Below are 16,079 nucleotides of genomic sequence, written 5' to 3' on the forward strand. Positions count from 1 at the left end.
AGGGAATGCAATTCGAAGACATCTATCGCCTGGAAGTGGTCGCCGCGTTGGAACATGACCACGAGCTGGATTTTAAGGACATTGGCAGTACCTACTTCCAAAAGGGAGTCTGCCCAGGTTGTAGCGAACGCACGCTGTACATTGCCCGCAAGCAGCCCTACCAACTCAAGTGCAACCGCCTGAATCAGTGCCAGTTCGAAGAAAAGACCCGCGAACGCTACAGCCATCTGTTCGAAAACCTCAGTGAACGGTTTCCGCGTACCGAGACAAATCCGAACGCTACAGCCGACGCTTACCTACAGCGTAATCGCGGTTTCGATATCAGCAAGATGAAAGGCTGGTACGAGCAAAGCCGACGCAAAATGAAGGATGATCAGTGGGCGGACACAGTCCGTTTCCCGCTCTGCGACGGCTATTGGGAACGAATCATTGACGCGACGATGGTCACGGCCAATGGCGGGGACAAAGCCGGCATCAAGTACAAGATGTCCTACAAGGGAGGCGCTTGGGTTCCGCCAGGCATGTCGATCGAGCAAGGGGATACCGTCTATGTCGTTGAGGGCATCTTCCATGCGATCGCTTTGTTTCTGGCTGGCTACAAGGCCGTTGCGTCTATCTCAGCCAACAACTTTCCCTGGGACATCATCGAGGCACACAAAGGTCTGAAGGTGCGCTGGATCATCGCCTTGGACGATGACGCGGCCGGCCACTCAGTTATTCCGAAGTACCGCAGCCAGTTGCTTGCCCGTGATGAACTGGCATGGGTAGCCCTTGCCGGCAACGACCGCGATTGGGACGACGTGTATCGCGACGGTCAGTTGAATGATCAATTTATGCAAGAGGCCAATTACCAGGGGCGCATCTTTGTTGCCGAGAGTCCTGCAAAAAAGGCTTACCTGCTGCACAAGAAAAAACCGCTCAACTTCTTCCTGCTGGACTTCGGCGAACGGCTGTACTCCGCCAAGGTGAACTCAGACCTGAACAAGCCACGGGAAGATGAAGAGGCGGTCCCTCGCGAGCAGCTGTTCTACAAATACTGCGACATTAAGCAGGTGGCCAACTGCGTGCCGCAGTTCGAATACATCCAGCGTGATGCGATCAGCGGTGACCAGCAGTTTTTCTTCCAATTCAACTTCCCCAACGCGGCGCAAAACTGCAAGGAACCGTTGGCACCGAACTCTATCGGTGATCCGCGGAGCTTCGCCAAATCGCTGCTGGAACGCACCCCAGGCGGCAACTTCGAAGGCGGGGAAAAGGTCTTGGCCATGCTGCGCAGCAAGTGGCTGGATAACGCACTGACCGTCCGATCGCTGCCCTTCGTCGGCTACGACGCAGCCAGTAAGACCTACTGCTATCAGAAGTTTGGGTATCACAAGGGGCGTGAGTACATGGCCAACAATCACGGCTACCTGGAGATTGGAAAAGCGGGCCTAAAAACCTCGCTCAATAGCCTAGCCATCGTGCGCGGTTCTGATTTCGATCCGAGTTGGTTTTCTGACTTCTTTGCAGTGCATCACTTGAACGGGCTCGCCGTGTTGTCGTGGTGGACCGCGACGTTGTTCGTCCAGCAGATCCGCAGCAAACAAGAGTCCTGGTTATTTCTGGAGCTGACGGGGGACGCCGGTGCCGGCAAGTCCAGCTTGCTGCGCTTCCTGTGGCGCTTGCTCGGGCGCTCCAACTATGAAGGCATCAAACCCAACAGCGACGGTGCCAGTGCCATTGGCCTGACCCGTGCGCTGTCCCAGGTCAGTAACTTTCCGGTGGTATTGATTGAGTCCGACAGCCAGAGCGTTGACGCCCAGGGCCGCACCGTTATCAGCCAGTACAACTGGGAAAAGTGGAAACCGCTGTTTGACCACAACGCCACGCTTCGCACGGTGGGGGTGAAGTCCTCGAGCAATGACACCGACAGTTTGATCTTCCTGGCCGCGTTGTGCATTTCGCAAAACGCCAGTGTTGAGGGCTCAGAAGCGATCCTGACCCGGATCGGCCACCTTCATGCAACCCGGGCACACCACACCCCGGCGTTGAAGGCGCTCGCCACCCGCTTGAACGGATTTCCTGTCGAACAGCTGTCGGGTTACCTGGGGCATTGCCTCGGGCAGGAATCAGCCTGGCTGCAGCGCTATTTCGATGCGTTCCCAATGTATGAGCAACGTCTGCAGGCCAACCCGGTGATTCAGCATCAACGGATTGTTCTCTGTCATGCGCAGATGATGGCTGCCGCGAAAGCCACTCAGGGATTGTTTCCCGACTGGGGTGACGACGCTTTGGAACAGGTCATCAAGCACATTGAGCGCCGCGCCATCGATCGGCAACAACGCGTCAGTACCGAGAACCCAACGGCCGGACGCTTCTGGCAGATCTATCACTACCTCAATGAAAGAGTGGTTTCGATCAGCGACGAAGCTGGCGATCGTGAAGTCATTCAGGAAACGCTCAATCACAGCGCTGACAAAGACCTGATTGCTATCAACATCGAGCATTTCCACAACGCCTGTCGCCTCGCGGGCCAAGAAGTCATTCACGCGACACAGCTGCACCGCGCACTGCCGCTCAGCACCTCACACACCTTTGTAGAGACTCGAAAAGTTCGCTCGGTCATTGAGAAGCGCTCGCTCAACTGCTGGCTGTTCCGGAAGGGGAGTAAATCCTGATGAAGGTCCTGTGGATAAAAAGGCGTGTAGGGGGGGCAAACCAGTGTTTTTGAAGGAATGCGAGTGTGGCCACTCAATGGCCGGAACATCTGGAACATGAATATCTATAAGGAAAATATCTATAAAAAACATATAGATAAACAACATGCCCCATCAATCAAGACCGGAACACGCTGGATCACACCGGAACATCTTTCCGATCCATGTTCCGTAAGTGTTCCGCCAAGGCCATTTGCCGGAACACCTCGCCAGCCCTTGTAGATCAGGGCCTACAGCAGATTTCTAAGAAATCCCGTTCTGCGATGTTCCGGCTCTGGGTCGATAGCAGTAATCACCCTGAAAGCCCCGTAAACAGGGGGTTTGCCATTTTCAACTTTTAGTCGTTCTGGATGTTCCGGGGGGCACCCGGGCACACGCGGTATTTTTTGGGCCAGGAGCCCGATTCAACCAGTAGAAAAGGAAGCAACACCATGCAGGTACAAGTCATCACCGGTGAGCAGCGCACCGGCAAAACCACGCGATTGCGAGCCATCCAAGCCGAATTGAAAGGCCAGGGGATCAAGGCGCCAATCATCGTCGGCGAACACTGCACAACCCCGTTCTTCATCACTCGAATTGCCGATCAGGCCATGGCCGGTAACAAGCAATTTCTGGCAGACGACTGCACCAGGTTCCAGATCCAAGCCGTTATGGAGTTGAAAGCGCGGGGCATTCACTCGGGTATCCCATCTGATTTCGTGGTGCACCTGGTGCGCCAGGCCTGAGGGGGAAAGTTGCAATGATTCTTCGCTACCGCGCGAACACTTTGCCCGGCCAGTTGCCGCTGCCGTCCGATTACGTGGCGCAGCGCACAGCCGAAGACCTAGCCGAACTGGCGGCCGCCGCACATTGGAGGGATCACCCAGAAGACGCCCCGACGTTTATCACCGTCGTGCACATGCAGGACGTTGACGGTGATGACTTGGGGTTGTTTGAAGTGCGCTGTGAACAGCGCCCGGTATTCACGGCGAGCCGATTGCGGCAAGCGTGAGAAAGACGGTGTCGAGGAGTTCGCACCTCCCCGACACCAACCACTACAAGAGGAGCAACACCATGCAAGCACAGCACCCGAGCAGCAGCAGCCACAAGGCTATCACACAGCCAGAGCAACGCCGCGGCACCATTAACACAACGCGTCCAATGTTGGCCGTCGCCGTGATCGGTGCGGCGCTGATTGGTTACCTTATTCACAAAACCCCCGAAGCCCGTGAGCGCCTAGAAAGCCTGGCAGACATGGCGCAAGCCTCGGGTGAATTATCTGATCGCGATGCCGCCGTAGTCGCGCAGTTACTCGCCAAACCTTCGGAATCACAGGATGTATCCCTATGCTGATCGACAGACAATTCATTGCCGTTTCGGACGACCAAGAGCAAAAGGCTCGCCAGCAACTGGAACTGCCGACTGACTTCCATTTAGTCGAGGCGACTCGATTGCTTCAACACGAAACCGGCAATGGCCTAGTGCAAATCCCGCTGCCTGGTGGGCACGTCGTTGCAGCTTTCGAAACCGCTGATGGCCGCCGACGCTACGGCGTGATCAAAATTGATGGTTTGGTGTGATGAGGTGCGAAACACTTAGCCGTTAACACTCCCATATCCTGAACGTAAAGGGCGCCTTGTAGGCGCCCTTTTTACAAGTCCGATGAGTCAATACTCAAAGGTCGATTTATTTATATATTGCAGCAGGTGCTGTTCGGCTCTTCAGGATTTGCAGTGTGCCTGGTTTTGTGCAATATCATTATACTTAGCGTTATGGCGCCTTACGGTTTTAGTGTATTAGCGCTTTAACGTTTTTGTGTTAAGTGCCTCTGAAGGTTATGGGTGTTTGAATAAGTTAAAAAGTGGGAGTTTGTACTTTTGTACTGACTCTCTTGAAACCTCAAAGGCACAACCGCATACACCCTAGCCCTAACAGGCACGGGGTGAAGTCACTGATTTTCGTATGTCGGCGGCCCCCATAAAAATAAAATGACCTATCTTGAAAGTTTTACAAGGATTAAAAAAAGCGCTTGACGATTCAAAAAGCCACTAACTAAACTTCGGCCCATCGAGAACCGCCAAACAGGAAGTTTTACAATGATGGACGCCGGACCAAAAAAAACAGAGCTGATCGATGAGGCGCATAGTCTCGGAAATAAGTTCATATTTTTGATGGGTGCGTCAGCCTCAGAGCTTCAGTTATCTGAGCGCGCTAGAAATGGCTTTTTAGAAATGAGTGCTGATGTTATAAAAAATTTCAGCGAATTTGAGATTAAGTTAAAAAACTATAGGGCGAGTTGAGTGCCAAGCTGATCGAATAGCTCGCGTTGTTGGGCGCGGGTAAGGTCGCGAAGTCGATCAAACACCAGGCGATCACACGATTGGGCAGAAGGGCTCAAGGTGTGAGAAAAAGTGAGGTTAGCAACCCACGTATGACCGCACACCGCGTCACCACATTGGCAGTAAAGCTTGGCAAACTCTTTCGAAAGATCATCTCGCGAAGCGATTCGTCCTTTACTGCCACACTCTTTGCAATACACCCGCATAACGCCCCTTCCCCAAGGTTCCATATAAGGCACTATTTTGCCACAGCAAGTAGTGCTTTACTCATTTCCTGTCCCTGATATCAAGGGGACTCCTCAACGGCTGGAGACTCCCGCCAGCCAATCCACCGATCTGGTCTCAATGAGTCGTTGAGCTGATTGAATAACTGGCAGATCGGGCGAATTTCATTGCTGGTGTACACGCGATCGATCTTTTCGATATCGCCAAAGCCTGCGTTGTTTTCCGGAATGATGCCCGCCAACGCGGGGTTCATCCGCCACGCGGCGATCACGTCGTTACGCGTGATGTTCTTGACCTTCTCCAGCTCGTCCTTGGCCTGGAAGTCCCCCACCGGGATGATCTGAATCGCTTTCTCGGTACCGCCCGGGATGTTCACGAACAGCGATCGAAAGTTACCCACACCCTTGCTCGCACTGATCTGATCGCGCAGCGATACTTCGTCTTCCTCGGTCAGGTTCGGGTCGTTGGTGTAGAAGATGTAGCCCGCGTGTGCCCCGTTGCTGTAGTAGCGCCGGCGAAAGAGGGTAGCGGCCTCATTGAGCAGCAGCGCCTGCATGCCGCCCAGGTACTCGGGGACGCCATAGATGTTTTGTTCCACGTCATAGTTCATGACGTGCTCAACCTCGTCTTCGCTGAACTCCAGCTCTTTGCCGTCTTTCTGCAGCATCACAAACCCGCCACCCACCTTTACCCGCATGTTGATCGCCGGTAGGTGATCCATCTCCAGCACCTGGCCGAAAGCGTTGCGGTTGCGGCGGAAATACGCCTCGCCGAACACCATAAAGTCCAGTGCTGCGCAGCTCATGGTCTTGATCGAACAGCCTTTGGAGGATACGAACTCACGCAGCAACAGGTTGCGTTTGAATCCCGGAATGGCGCCGTGGTGCGCATTGGCGCGCAGCAGTTTGGCCAGGCCTTGGCGTGACACCGGCGGGGTGTAGGTTCGCCCGTCGTGGGTGGCGAACACGCCCAGGTAATGTCCGATGTTTTCGCTCAGTACCTGTTCCGGCGCACCGAATGAAAAGGCCCGCATCGGACCGGTTGCCGGTGGTTGCTGCTGATTTTTTGCTGGTTTGCCCATGGGTGCTTGATCCGCTAAATGTGTAGCGGCTGCGCCGCTGTTTGTTGGTGTTGAGGGGTTCATGGGCGAGGGCGTGCATGATCGCCCAGGCAATGTCGGCGTGGCCGGAGGCGTCGGTGCGCGATGCGCTGTAGGTCACTTGACCACCGCCGGTGGTGCCGCGCTTGATCGTCAGGAAGGCCTGCGCAATATCGTTCCAGCCGGCGTCCCACTCGATGCGGCTGCCTTGGATCGTGTCCTGTGCCTTGAGCACCAGGGTGTTTTTGGTTTCAAGGCTGTAGTGGATCGAGGTCGCACGCGGGTAGAAGTCGCGCACAAGGTCGAACACGCCGTAACCGATGCCGGTGGTGTCGATGCCGATGTGCTGCACGTTGAAGCGCTCGGTGAGTTTCTTGACCTGTTCGGCCTGGTACTTGAACGACTGCCCACGCCAGCTGTGCTTTTCCAGAATTCGGAACTTGCCACCGTTCTCGAGCGGTGGGGCGATGACCACGCAACTGGCATCGTCGCGGGTGCGGCTCGGGTCGTAGCCGATCCAGACGGGGCTGTTGCCAAACGGACGCGGGTCGTCGGGGTCGTAGTCGGTCCACAACGACTGGTCGGAGTAGCAACGCTCCAGGTCTGCCAGGGAAAAAGCGCTTTGTGTGCTGTCGATGAACTTGCACATGAACAGCTGCTGAAATTTGTCTTCGTCGTACTCCAGCTGCAGCTGCTCGAGGTCGAACAGATCACAGCCACCGGTGATGGCGTCGAGAATCGTAATGACCTTGCGCCATTGCCCGTCCGGACACAGCGAACCCGCCGCCGCTTGCGCCTCACTGGGCCACGGATCCTTGGCGTTTTTGCGTTTGCTGTTGCGGAATTTCTCGCCGGTCCAGAACGGATAAGCCTGGTGCGACACGGCGCTGGGCGTGGAAAAGTAGGTCTTGCGCCACTTCTTGTGCGTGGCCATGGCGCTGGCGACGGTGTTCAGTTTTTCGAAGTCGCGGATCCAGAAATATTCGTCAACGTAGACGTGGCCATGGTGGCCCTGGGCGGTGCTGCTATTGGTGCTGAGGAAACGCAGCTCGGCCCATGGCTTGCCGTCTTTGCTCAAGACGATCGGGTTGCCGGTCAGCTCCAGGCCGAACCACTCTTGGGCGAACGACACGATGTAGCTACGGAAAATCTCGGACTGGGCGCGGCTTGCCGACAGGAAAATCTGGTTGTCGCCGGTCAGCACGGCGTCCATGAACGCTTCGCCGGCGAAGTAGTAGGTCAGGCCCACCTGACGGCTTTTGAGGATGTTGCGGATCCGACTCGTCAGCGGATTCTGTTTGGCGGCAAATAGCTCCTTTTGGTAGCCGTACATTTTGCTGATGAACTTGTCGAGAAAGTCGACTTCGGTCAGTTCGCCGACTTCGTTTTTAGCCTTCTTCTCACGCTTTTTCCCGCCCTTGTCGGAACGATCGCCTCGCTCTCGGCGCTGGCTGCGTTGCCCTTCACGGCGCTGGCCATCGTCCGCCGGCGGATCACCGATCGGCGCCGGTACCGGTTTTACGGATTGCTTCAACAGCCGATCGCGAATGGTCGTCAGTCGATCGAGTTCGTCCAGGTCGCCCTTGGTCAGCGACGTGGCTTTATCCAGGAGGAGGGTGATCCGGCGTCCGACCGCGGTCAGCGGTTCTTCATCCGACAGCATGTCGTCCCACTCACCTTGGCGGATCCAGTAGTAAATGATCCGGATGTTGGGCAGGGACAATTGCGCCTGAATTTCACGCGGCTTGCAGCGGCGCAAATAAAGGCGTTTGGCGGCTTCTTTTAGTTCGGGGGCGTATTGCATGGCCGCAGTCTATGCGGCGAAAACGCTTGAAACGCGGGGTTAAAATCCGTGTTCGTCCTATATCTGCGAAATAGGACCAGCGCAAAAGTGAACCGTTTGTTTGGTGGTCGGCCGGTGCCTATCGTGGCGGCTCAAATCACCGATTGAGCGCAGTTATCGCCCATGCCCCGTTCCCTTGTTTCGTTCTGGAAACGTGTCGCCACCAGCGGCACCACCGCTGACGGTCGTGAAATCCTTCCCCAGGAACTGCGCGATATCGCTGAGACCTACAGCCCAACCAAATACACGGCGGTGATCTGGTGTGAGCACGAACGCTGGCCCGGTGCCTACGGGACCGTCTTCGCAGTACGTCTGGTGGAAGAAGCGGACGATCTGGAACAGGGTCAAGTCGGTTTGGAAGCCCAGCTCAAGCCTAATGACAAGTTGCTCTGCCTCAATGACCAGGGCGAGAAGCTGTTCACCAGCATTGAAATTACCCCGAACTTCGCGAACAGCGGCAAAGCCTACCTGTCCGGCCTCGCCGTGACCGATTCCCCGGCCAGCCTGGGTACCCAGGAACTCTACTTTTCCCGCAAGACCGGCGAGCCCGTGCATTACGCCGCATCTGTTCCTCTCGGCGAGTTGGGTGATGAGGAGCCGAAGGGCGAAATCGGCAAGTTGACCAGCCTGCTGGCCCGCCTGTTCAAGCGCTTCGCTGTTGACGACACCGCCACCGAAACGACCACTCCCACCGAGAGCAAACCCCCAATGGATGAAGCTACAGCCAAGGCGTTGAAGGCCTTGAACGAACAACTCGGCCTTGTCGTCACCGGCCTCGCCGCCGTGATCGAGCCCGTGACTGTTGAGGTCACCGCCCCGGCTACCACTGAAGTCGATGACGTCAAAGAAGCCGTTGACGCGATCGTGACCCAGGCCGAAACGGATCGTGAATTCGCCAAGCAGGGCGGCGACAACAAGCGTCTCGATCGTATCGAAGCGCTGCTGGAAAAAGCCTTCAACACCACCACCGGTCTGCCGCTGCCGAAAACCACCGGTTCCACCGACACTAAAAAGCGGGTGCTGTGACATGAGCCAGCAATCTTTGAGCAATCGCGCTCTGAAGCAATACGCCGCGCTGCGTGAAGCGATCGCCGAGACCTACAGTGTCGACGTCTCTCGCCAGTTCAATGTCGAGCCGAGCATTGCCCAGGAACTGAACGACAAGATCACCGAGCGTGCGGATTTCCTCGAGCGCATCAACGTGGTGCCGGTGACCGAGATCAAGGGCGAAAAGGTCATGTTTGGCGTGAATGGTCCCGTGACCAGTCGCACCAACACCAAGACCACCGACCGCGAAGCCAAAGACGTTTCCGATCTGAACGGCCTGGGCTACGAACTGTTTCACACTGAGTCGGATGTCGGCCTGCCGTTCGCCAAGATCGACAGCTGGGCGAAGTTCCCGGACTTCGCCGATCGCTACTCGGCGGCCGTGCAGAAACAGATCGCCCTGGATCGCATCATGATCGGCTGGCACGGTTTGACCGCTGCCATTCAGACCAATCTGGCCACCAGCCCGATGCTGCAGGACGTGAACAAGGGTTGGCTGCAATTGGCCCGTGAACAGATTCCTGAGCAGGTGCTACACGAAGGCAAAACGGCCGGGAAAATCACCCTCGGCGCCGGCGGCGATTATGAAAACCTCGATGCCCTGGTGCATGACACCAAGCAGATGATCGATTCCGTTTTCCGCGACGGCGGCGACCTGATCGCCATTGTCGGCAGTGACCTGCTGGCCAGCGACAAGGCCAAGTTGTATTCGAACCAGGCCGGCAAACCCACCGAGAAAGAACGCATTGAAAGTGCCCAGGTCATCGCGACCTATGGCGGTCTGCCGACCTTCACCGTGCCGCACTTCCCGGTTAACGCCGTGGTCGTCACCAGTTGGGACAACCTGTCGATCTACTTCCAGGACAGCAGCTGGCGCCGTCACCTGATCGAGAACCCGAAGCGCTCCCGCGTCGAGGATTACAACGGCCGCAACGAAGGCTACGTGATCGAGCAGCTGGAGAAATTCGCGGCCGCTGAAAACGTGGAGCTGATCTGATGAGCCTGGCCCTGGCGCACAAGCGCCGCATTCAGGCCGAAGGTCCCGCCGCTGAAGGTGCCAGTGCCGTATCGGTGGTGTATTCCGCTGCCACCGCGCTGGCCAGCCCGGCCAACGCCAAAAAACACTTGAAGCTGATGGAAGACGCGTTGGCGCAGGACCTCGAACGACTGAGCGCGATCGATAACCTCGGATTGCGCCAACAACTCAAGCGTGACGAGCTGGTGCCCAAGTACCTGGACTACGTGCAGCGCTATCGCGATTCCGGATTGAGTTTCCCGAACCCGGTGGTGATGCAGGTCCTGGTGTGGCTGTTCGACACCGAGCAGTTCGAAGCGGGCCTGGACCTGGCGGACTTCGCCATGGAACAAGGCCAGCCGATGCCCGAGCGCTTCAAACGCAACGTGCAGACCTTTGTCGCGGATGCGGTGATCGAGTGGGCCGAGGCCGAGCAAAAAGCTGGTCGCAGTCCTGAGCCGTATGTGTCCGACCTGCTGCCGCGTGTCGACGATGAATGGCAGCTCACCGAACAGATCCCGGCCAAGTACCACAAGTTGGTGGGCATCCGTGCCCTGGATGCCAAGGAGTGGACCAAGGCCATCACTCACTTTGAGCGCGCCACTGAGTTGCACGCCGGTGTCGGTGTAGGCACCCGCCTGGAAGGCGCTCGCAAGGCCTTGGCCAAACAACTGGCTGTGACAGCCGCCGAATAACCGACTACCCCCCCCGGCGAGAAACTGTGGATGTGAGCCAACCATTTATGGCCTGACCCACTGAAACAGTTTTCCCGCCCCTATTCGAGTGCCCAGCAATGAGCTTTTCCGGGAAACCCACGACCTTTGTGGAACAGGCGATCGAGAACGACGGCTTCTGGCCGGACCTCTCCGTGGCCGAGTTTCAGAAGGGTTACCGCCTGCCGGCGGAGTACCTGGTAGACATGCTGGCCGCTGAACTGACCACGGCGATGACCGAGGTCAATCGCGATCTGGCCAAGCGCAAAAGCCAATGGCAGAACGTCGGCGTCACCACCGTGGAATCTGCGGACACCACGGTGCTGCCCGAGCGCACATTTCACGTAGCGACGTACAAACGCGCCGTTTACTGCCGCGCCAAGGCCAGCCTGCTGACCCAGTTCGCTACGGTCACCCGCCGTGAAAGTGCCGAAAACACCGGCAAAGAACTGCCCGAGCGTGGCGAAGCCTTTTTGGAATTCAGCCAGCAGGCCGTCCGCTCGCTGCAGGGCCGTGGCCGCATTACGGCGGCGTTGCTGTGATCAAACTCCGTGCCCTGACCACCTACCTGATTGAGCGCCGGCTTGTAGAGCCGGAACAGCTCGACAGCTGGACCGACCAGGTGAACCTGGAGCTGATCTGGAAGCCGGACCTCGACGGCCTGCGCATGGGTGACATGCGTTACAGCGCCACGATCGCACTGGAGCGTTTCGCCGATCATCCGGGGCGCCTGATGGCGTTGGTGGGCAGCTGGCTCGAGGGCAATGACCTGGACCGTGACGACCTGCCGGCGGCGAAGTTCGACATCACCATGCTCGACAACGATCTGGCCGACGTCGACATCACCCTGGAATTCAACGAGCCGCAATACCTGGCCGAGGATCCCGCCGGTGAGATCGAGGCCTTCGGCAAGTCCTGGGCGTTTGTCCCATTCGACCTGTGGGTTGCCGAACACGGCGAGGTAGGCAGTGGTGGGGCGTAGCACTTTCGAGCTCGATGCCCGGGGCTATCTGGGTGTGCGCGAGCAACTGGCGTTGCTCAGCCTCCCGCCACAGCTGCGCCGTCGCCTGCTGAACAACGTCACCAAGCGCGTGCGGACGATGAGCCGTAAGCGTGTGCGTGATCAGCAGAACTTGGACGGTTCGCCGTTTGAGGCACGCAAGGGTTCTGGCAAAGGCAAAAAGAAGATGGAAGCCGGCTTGGCCAAGCTGATGCAGGTCACCCGCGTGAGTGCCGACGAAGCCGAACTGGGATGGCGTAACGCGCTGACCAGTTGGGTCGCGGCGCAGCAACACAACGGTGCCAGCGAGCGCCGCACAGCCGCGCAAATGCGCAAGTGGAACACCGTTCCCGTTGGCCTGGCCGCCACCGAAAAGCAGGCCAAGCGTCTGCGTCGGCTGGGCTTCAAGGTTCGCCAACAAGGCAAAAAGAGTCTCACGCGCCCGTCCGTGGCGTGGATTCAAGAGCATGTGAACTACGCCAAAGCTGGCCTGCTGATCCGCATCCTGGATGACGAAAAAGCCGAGAGCAGTGGCGCGCAGAGCTGGGAAATCACTTTGCCCAAACGCCAGTTCATCGGCGTCAGCACCGAGCGAGACACCGGCTTGCTGCTGAACCAGGTGCTCCAACAAATCCTTAATTCTCCCCGCTAGCGAGGCACTGCATGGCACTCGGCAAAGTCAGCGTAAACAATCTCAATTTGGGCCAAGGCGCCGTGACTGAGATCGAGCGCTATTTCCTTTTCATTGGCACCGGCGCGAAAAGCATCGGCCAACTGATCCCCCTCAACAACGACAGTGACCTGGACAGCGCCCTGGGCATTCCGGCCAGTGACCTGAAAACCCAGATCACTGCCGCTCGACTGAACGGCGGCGATCGCTGGGCCTGTCTGGCGGCCCCGATAGCGGCCGAGGGTGATTGGCCTGAAGCGTTAGAAAACGCCCAGCAACAAGGCTATTCGGTTGAGGCGGTGGTGATCACCAAACCGGTGACCACGGCGGCCCAACTGTCGGCCATGCATGACGCGGCCATAGCGCTGAACAACACCTACGGCCGTCGGGCCTTCGTGATGGCGGCGAGTGCCGGCATCACCGTGCTGCAGACCTGGGATCAATACCTGGTCGAGCAGCGGGCGATCACCACCGGTCTGGCCGCGCCGCGTGTCCTGGTCGTACCCCAGCTGCATGGCAATGACCTGGGCGTGCTGGCCGGCCGTCTGGCCAACGCCGCTGTGAGCATTGCCGACAGCCCAATGCGCGTGGCGTCCGGTGCGGTGCTGGGCTTGGGCCCTGTGCCCGCTGACGTCGAAGGCGTACCGCTGCCATCGGCGACCCGTGCCGAGTTGGACAAGGCACGTTTCTCCGTGACGCAAACCTACCCGGATTACCCGGGCGTGTTTTGGGGCGACGGCAACATGCTCGATGCGCCGGCGAGTGACTTCCTGGTGATCGAGTACCTGCGTCTGGCCGACAAGGCAGCGCGCCAGGTGCGTCCACTGTTGATCCGTCGCGTGGGTGACCGTCGCCTCAACAACACCCCCAACAGCATGGCCGCCGCGATCAGCGCGTTCATGAAACCACTGCGCCAGATGGCCAAGTCCGCCACGTTCGCCGGCCAGGTGTTCCCAGGTGAGATCGAGGCGCCGAAGGATGGCGACATCGTCCTGGTGTGGCACAGCAAAACCAAGGTTGAGATCTACATCAAGATCCGGCCGCTCAACTGCCCGAAAGACCTGACGGCCAACATCGCCCTCGACCTTTCCACCGACGATTCGGAGTAACCCCTATGTCACGTATTGGCGGCAAGAACTTCGACGTGAACCTGGGCGATCTGCTGGTTCACGTCGAAAGCTGCACCTTGGATATCACGGACAACACCGCCGTGGCGCAGAGCGGCGGGGTACCCAACGGACACGTCGACGGCGACGTGTCGGGCAGTGGGGAAATGGAGTTCGACACCAGCAACTTCAACCTGCTGATCGAAGCCGCTCGCACGGCCGGCAGCTTTCGCGAGCTCGAGCCATTCGACTCGATTTTCTTCGCCAAGGCCGGCGATGAGGAACTGCGTATCGAGGCGTTCGGTTGCAAGTTGAAGGTATCGAGCCTGCTGAGCATCGACCCGAAAGGCGGTGAAAAGTCCAAGCACAAGGTGCCGTTTGACGTCACCAGTCCGGACTTCATCCGCATCAACGGTGTGCCGTACCTGGCCGCCGCCGAGATCGAGGGGCTGCGCTGATGGGGGACTGGCTCGACAACGCCAAAGCGATCGAGGAGCTGGAGCGTGAGCGTTCAATCGCTGCCCAGCTCGCCAAACCGCGGCCATCGGGGCCGAGCCGGTCCCATTGTGATGACTGCGACAACGAGATTCCAGCTGCGCGCCAGGCGCTTGGCGGGATCTTGCGTTGCGTGCCATGCCAGTCAACTTTTGAAAAAGAGGCTCGCCGATGAGCACGAATCAGGCCGCTCAGGACACCGCCATTGTATTCGTCAAGGCGTCACCGGCAATCGGCGTGGCCGCTACCGGTGTGACAGGTGCCATCGACTGGTCAGCGGTAGCCTACATGCTGACCGCGCTCTACATGGTGCTGCAGATCGTGCTGCTGGTCCCCAAGTACCGTCAGATGCTGCGCGACTGGAAGGGCAAGTTATGAACCTGCGCACCAAGATCGCCACCGGCGCCATTGCGCTGGTCAGCGCTTCCTTGCTCGGTTTTCTAGGCCAATGGGAAGGAGAGGGCCAGAACGTCGTGTACGCCGACCAACTGGCCCGGGGACTGCCGACGGTGTGCAAAGGCATCACCCGCCACACGAGCCCTTACCCGGTCGTGATTGGCGACTACTGGTCGGACGCTCGCTGTGACCAGGTGGAGCAGCTGGTGATCGAGAAAGGGCAGCTGCAGCTGGCCGATTGCATCACCAATCAGCACGTGGGGCAGAACACCTTCGACGCGCTGAGTAGCCACGCGCACAACTTCGGCGTGCCGACGACGTGCGCCAGTCGCGCGGTCGGCCTGATCAACGCCGGACGCATTGCGGACGGCTGCAAGGCGATGGCCTGGGCCCCGGATGGCAAGACACCGGTGTGGGCCTTCGTTACCGACGCCCAGGGCCGTAAACAGTTCGTTCGCGGACTGCATGCGCGGCGCCTGGCGGAATCGAGCCTGTGCGCGCAATGACCATCCCTCCGTTGCGTCTCGTCCTTCTTCTTCTGCTGTCCGGGTTGCTGGTCTGGATCGCGTTTGACCAGCTGCGCGATCAGCTCGAGTCCGCTCGCCGCGAACGCGACGGCGTGCAGCTTGAGGTGACAGGCCTGCGCGAAGCGGCCCGCGTCAGCGGTGAAATGTTGGCCGACCGCGATGCGATCGATCTTCAACGTACCCAGGAGCTGAGCCATGCGCTCAATCAAAACGATGACCTGCGCCGCGCTGTTGACGATGGCCGTCAGCGGCTGCGCATCGCCGCCACCTGCAGCACCGCAACGCCCGCCCAAACCGGCGCCGGCCGCCTGGCTGATGCAGGCACCGCCGAACTCACAGCAGACGCTCGATCGGATTATTTCACCCTCAGAAATCAACTTGCCCTCAGTCGGCAAATGATCCTGGGCCTGCAGGACCACGTGCGCCGGATCTGCCTGCGCTGACTGTCACCTTTAAACCTGAATGGAACAACGACATGACCGAGAAACGCGATATCACCCTGGAAGTCGGCGACAAAGAATTCACCTTCTCCATGACCCCGCAGGACGTGACCAAGTACTTCAACGCGATGACCGCCAACAACAAGGTCTCGCCATCGCACAACCTGCTCAGCAACACCGTGGCGGCCGATCAACGCACCGAGCTGCGCACGCTGTTGGCCAATCCGGTGATGACGATGCAGATCTCCGGCGCGCTGCTCGAGGAGTACGCGCCGGACGTTGAAATCATCGTAAAAAAGCACTCGAGCACGCTGAGCGCCTGAGTGAGGACGGACTGGGTCAACTGATGACCTTGTCCAGTCGCTGGCTGCCTGGCGCTGAGCCCACACCGGAGGTGATGGGCGCGGCCAAGTGGTTGGAGGACGAACACTGGAGACGCATGGAAATCGCCGTCGCTAACGGCATCGCTCATGCACTGAATGGATAAAT

General features: G+C 58.4%; 23 protein-coding genes. 20 read left to right on the forward strand and 3 right to left on the reverse strand.

The window, feature by feature from the left end:
- The first annotated feature begins 5 nt into the window (after positions 1–5).
- The 6 genes from ACA049_RS09300 to ACA049_RS09325 all read left to right on the forward strand — a co-directional run bounded on the left by ACA049_RS09300 (position 6) and on the right by ACA049_RS09325 (position 4,975).
- Positions 6–2,657 carry a toprim domain-containing protein gene (locus ACA049_RS09300; RefSeq protein WP_497334835.1) on the forward strand — a complete coding sequence of 884 codons (2,652 nt, stop codon included), beginning with the start codon at positions 6–8 and terminating at the stop codon, positions 2,655–2,657.
- A gap of 470 nt (positions 2,658–3,127) precedes the next feature.
- A complete protein-coding gene (locus ACA049_RS09305) occupies positions 3,128–3,421 on the forward strand; it encodes a hypothetical protein (RefSeq protein ID WP_497334837.1) in 294 nt (97 codons plus the stop codon).
- A 14-nt stretch (positions 3,422–3,435) separates the two neighbouring features.
- Positions 3,436–3,687 (forward strand): hypothetical protein, encoded by a 252-nt coding sequence (locus tag ACA049_RS09310; protein WP_497316665.1) that lies wholly within the window; start codon positions 3,436–3,438, stop codon positions 3,685–3,687.
- Positions 3,688–3,749: 62 nt separating this feature from the next.
- Complete coding sequence (locus tag ACA049_RS09315; RefSeq protein WP_497334839.1) at positions 3,750–4,028, forward strand: hypothetical protein; 279 nt, start codon at positions 3,750–3,752, stop codon at positions 4,026–4,028.
- The gene (locus tag ACA049_RS09320; RefSeq protein WP_497334841.1) at positions 4,022–4,255 is read left to right on the forward strand and encodes a hypothetical protein; all 234 of its coding nucleotides are present in this window, start codon (positions 4,022–4,024) and stop codon (positions 4,253–4,255) included. Before ACA049_RS09315 ends, ACA049_RS09320 begins: the two co-directional genes overlap by 7 nt.
- Before the next feature lie 516 nt (positions 4,256–4,771).
- Positions 4,772–4,975 carry a hypothetical protein gene (locus ACA049_RS09325; protein ID WP_221106939.1) on the forward strand — a complete coding sequence of 68 codons (204 nt, stop codon included), beginning with the start codon at positions 4,772–4,774 and terminating at the stop codon, positions 4,973–4,975.
- On the opposite strand, the gene ACA049_RS09330 is transcribed toward ACA049_RS09325, so the two are convergent.
- From ACA049_RS09330 to ACA049_RS09340, 3 genes are all read right to left on the reverse strand, one after another.
- Positions 4,960–5,220: an ogr/Delta-like zinc finger family protein gene (locus tag ACA049_RS09330; protein WP_497334843.1), complete on the reverse strand. Its 261-nt coding sequence runs from the start codon at positions 5,218–5,220 to the stop codon at positions 4,960–4,962. The two genes, ACA049_RS09325 and ACA049_RS09330, sit on opposite strands and share 16 nt — an antisense overlap.
- 80 nt (positions 5,221–5,300) lie before the next feature.
- A complete protein-coding gene (locus ACA049_RS09335; protein ID WP_497336801.1) occupies positions 5,301–6,167 on the reverse strand; it encodes a phage portal protein in 867 nt (288 codons plus the stop codon).
- Complete coding sequence (locus ACA049_RS09340) at positions 6,079–8,142, reverse strand: terminase large subunit domain-containing protein (RefSeq protein WP_497334845.1); 2,064 nt, start codon at positions 8,140–8,142, stop codon at positions 6,079–6,081. Before ACA049_RS09340 ends, ACA049_RS09335 begins: the two co-directional genes overlap by 89 nt.
- A gap of 162 nt (positions 8,143–8,304) precedes the next feature.
- On the opposite strand from ACA049_RS09340, the gene ACA049_RS09345 reads away from it, so the two are divergent.
- The 14 genes from ACA049_RS09345 (at position 8,305) to ACA049_RS09410 (ending at position 16,077) form a co-directional block, all read left to right on the forward strand.
- Entirely contained in the window at positions 8,305–9,207 is a 903-nt protein-coding gene (locus tag ACA049_RS09345; RefSeq protein ID WP_497334847.1) for a GPO family capsid scaffolding protein, read from the forward strand.
- Position 9,208: 1 nt separating this feature from the next.
- The gene (locus ACA049_RS09350) at positions 9,209–10,225 is read left to right on the forward strand and encodes a phage major capsid protein, P2 family (protein ID WP_221106935.1); all 1,017 of its coding nucleotides are present in this window, start codon (positions 9,209–9,211) and stop codon (positions 10,223–10,225) included.
- Entirely contained in the window at positions 10,225–10,938 is a 714-nt protein-coding gene (gene gpM, locus ACA049_RS09355; protein ID WP_497334849.1) for a phage terminase small subunit, read from the forward strand. The genes ACA049_RS09350 and gpM overlap by 1 nt, the downstream gene beginning before the upstream one ends.
- A 98-nt stretch (positions 10,939–11,036) precedes the next feature.
- Entirely contained in the window at positions 11,037–11,498 is a 462-nt protein-coding gene (locus ACA049_RS09360) for a head completion/stabilization protein (protein WP_497334851.1), read from the forward strand.
- The gene (locus ACA049_RS09365) at positions 11,495–11,938 is read left to right on the forward strand and encodes a phage tail protein (RefSeq protein ID WP_497334853.1); all 444 of its coding nucleotides are present in this window, start codon (positions 11,495–11,497) and stop codon (positions 11,936–11,938) included. The genes ACA049_RS09360 and ACA049_RS09365 overlap by 4 nt, the downstream gene beginning before the upstream one ends.
- A complete protein-coding gene (locus ACA049_RS09370) occupies positions 11,928–12,608 on the forward strand; it encodes a virion morphogenesis protein (RefSeq protein ID WP_497334855.1) in 681 nt (226 codons plus the stop codon). Before ACA049_RS09365 ends, ACA049_RS09370 begins: the two co-directional genes overlap by 11 nt.
- Before the next feature lie 11 nt (positions 12,609–12,619).
- Positions 12,620–13,735 carry a DUF2586 domain-containing protein gene (locus ACA049_RS09375; RefSeq protein WP_497334857.1) on the forward strand — a complete coding sequence of 372 codons (1,116 nt, stop codon included), beginning with the start codon at positions 12,620–12,622 and terminating at the stop codon, positions 13,733–13,735.
- Positions 13,736–13,740: 5 nt separating this feature from the next.
- Positions 13,741–14,190 carry a phage protein gene (locus tag ACA049_RS09380; RefSeq protein ID WP_221106928.1) on the forward strand — a complete coding sequence of 150 codons (450 nt, stop codon included), beginning with the start codon at positions 13,741–13,743 and terminating at the stop codon, positions 14,188–14,190.
- Complete coding sequence (locus ACA049_RS09385) at positions 14,190–14,402, forward strand: TraR/DksA C4-type zinc finger protein (RefSeq protein ID WP_497334859.1); 213 nt, start codon at positions 14,190–14,192, stop codon at positions 14,400–14,402. Before ACA049_RS09380 ends, ACA049_RS09385 begins: the two co-directional genes overlap by 1 nt.
- Complete coding sequence (locus ACA049_RS09390) at positions 14,399–14,605, forward strand: hypothetical protein (RefSeq protein WP_497334861.1); 207 nt, start codon at positions 14,399–14,401, stop codon at positions 14,603–14,605. Before ACA049_RS09385 ends, ACA049_RS09390 begins: the two co-directional genes overlap by 4 nt.
- Positions 14,602–15,129 (forward strand): lysozyme, encoded by a 528-nt coding sequence (locus ACA049_RS09395; protein WP_497334863.1) that lies wholly within the window; start codon positions 14,602–14,604, stop codon positions 15,127–15,129. Before ACA049_RS09390 ends, ACA049_RS09395 begins: the two co-directional genes overlap by 4 nt.
- Positions 15,126–15,593 carry a lysis system i-spanin subunit Rz gene (locus ACA049_RS09400; RefSeq protein WP_497334865.1) on the forward strand — a complete coding sequence of 156 codons (468 nt, stop codon included), beginning with the start codon at positions 15,126–15,128 and terminating at the stop codon, positions 15,591–15,593. The genes ACA049_RS09395 and ACA049_RS09400 overlap by 4 nt, the downstream gene beginning before the upstream one ends.
- A gap of 32 nt (positions 15,594–15,625) precedes the next feature.
- Entirely contained in the window at positions 15,626–15,913 is a 288-nt protein-coding gene (locus ACA049_RS09405; protein ID WP_497316696.1) for a putative phage tail assembly chaperone, read from the forward strand.
- Positions 15,914–15,936: 23 nt separating this feature from the next.
- A complete protein-coding gene (locus tag ACA049_RS09410) occupies positions 15,937–16,077 on the forward strand; it encodes a DUF6890 family protein (RefSeq protein ID WP_185045103.1) in 141 nt (46 codons plus the stop codon).
- Positions 16,078–16,079: the final 2 nt, after the last annotated feature.

This window comes from Pseudomonas sp. LBUM1662, assembly GCF_059695915.1.

Excerpts from the sequence above, each read along its gene's own strand:
- ACA049_RS09300 (WP_497334835.1), top strand. The coding sequence starts at position 6 with ATGCAATTCGAAGACATCTATCGCCTGGAAGTGGTCGCCGCGTTGGAA.
- ACA049_RS09305 (WP_497334837.1), top strand. The coding sequence starts at position 3,128 with ATGCAGGTACAAGTCATCACCGGTGAGCAGCGCACCGGCAAAACCACG.
- ACA049_RS09310 (WP_497316665.1), top strand. The coding sequence starts at position 3,436 with ATGATTCTTCGCTACCGCGCGAACACTTTGCCCGGCCAGTTGCCGCTG.
- ACA049_RS09315 (WP_497334839.1), top strand. The coding sequence starts at position 3,750 with ATGCAAGCACAGCACCCGAGCAGCAGCAGCCACAAGGCTATCACACAG.
- ACA049_RS09320 (WP_497334841.1), top strand. The coding sequence starts at position 4,022 with ATGCTGATCGACAGACAATTCATTGCCGTTTCGGACGACCAAGAGCAA.
- ACA049_RS09325 (WP_221106939.1), top strand. The coding sequence starts at position 4,772 with ATGATGGACGCCGGACCAAAAAAAACAGAGCTGATCGATGAGGCGCAT.
- ACA049_RS09330 (WP_497334843.1), bottom strand. The coding sequence starts at position 5,220 with ATGCGGGTGTATTGCAAAGAGTGTGGCAGTAAAGGACGAATCGCTTCG.
- ACA049_RS09340 (WP_497334845.1), bottom strand. The coding sequence starts at position 8,142 with ATGCAATACGCCCCCGAACTAAAAGAAGCCGCCAAACGCCTTTATTTG.
- ACA049_RS09345 (WP_497334847.1), top strand. The coding sequence starts at position 8,305 with ATGCCCCGTTCCCTTGTTTCGTTCTGGAAACGTGTCGCCACCAGCGGC.
- ACA049_RS09350 (WP_221106935.1), top strand. The coding sequence starts at position 9,209 with ATGAGCCAGCAATCTTTGAGCAATCGCGCTCTGAAGCAATACGCCGCG.
- gpM (WP_497334849.1), top strand. The coding sequence starts at position 10,225 with ATGAGCCTGGCCCTGGCGCACAAGCGCCGCATTCAGGCCGAAGGTCCC.
- ACA049_RS09360 (WP_497334851.1), top strand. The coding sequence starts at position 11,037 with ATGAGCTTTTCCGGGAAACCCACGACCTTTGTGGAACAGGCGATCGAG.
- ACA049_RS09375 (WP_497334857.1), top strand. The coding sequence starts at position 12,620 with ATGGCACTCGGCAAAGTCAGCGTAAACAATCTCAATTTGGGCCAAGGC.
- ACA049_RS09380 (WP_221106928.1), top strand. The coding sequence starts at position 13,741 with ATGTCACGTATTGGCGGCAAGAACTTCGACGTGAACCTGGGCGATCTG.
- ACA049_RS09385 (WP_497334859.1), top strand. The coding sequence starts at position 14,190 with ATGGGGGACTGGCTCGACAACGCCAAAGCGATCGAGGAGCTGGAGCGT.
- ACA049_RS09390 (WP_497334861.1), top strand. The coding sequence starts at position 14,399 with ATGAGCACGAATCAGGCCGCTCAGGACACCGCCATTGTATTCGTCAAG.
- ACA049_RS09395 (WP_497334863.1), top strand. The coding sequence starts at position 14,602 with ATGAACCTGCGCACCAAGATCGCCACCGGCGCCATTGCGCTGGTCAGC.
- ACA049_RS09400 (WP_497334865.1), top strand. The coding sequence starts at position 15,126 with ATGACCATCCCTCCGTTGCGTCTCGTCCTTCTTCTTCTGCTGTCCGGG.
- ACA049_RS09405 (WP_497316696.1), top strand. The coding sequence starts at position 15,626 with ATGACCGAGAAACGCGATATCACCCTGGAAGTCGGCGACAAAGAATTC.
- ACA049_RS09410 (WP_185045103.1), top strand. The coding sequence starts at position 15,937 with ATGACCTTGTCCAGTCGCTGGCTGCCTGGCGCTGAGCCCACACCGGAG.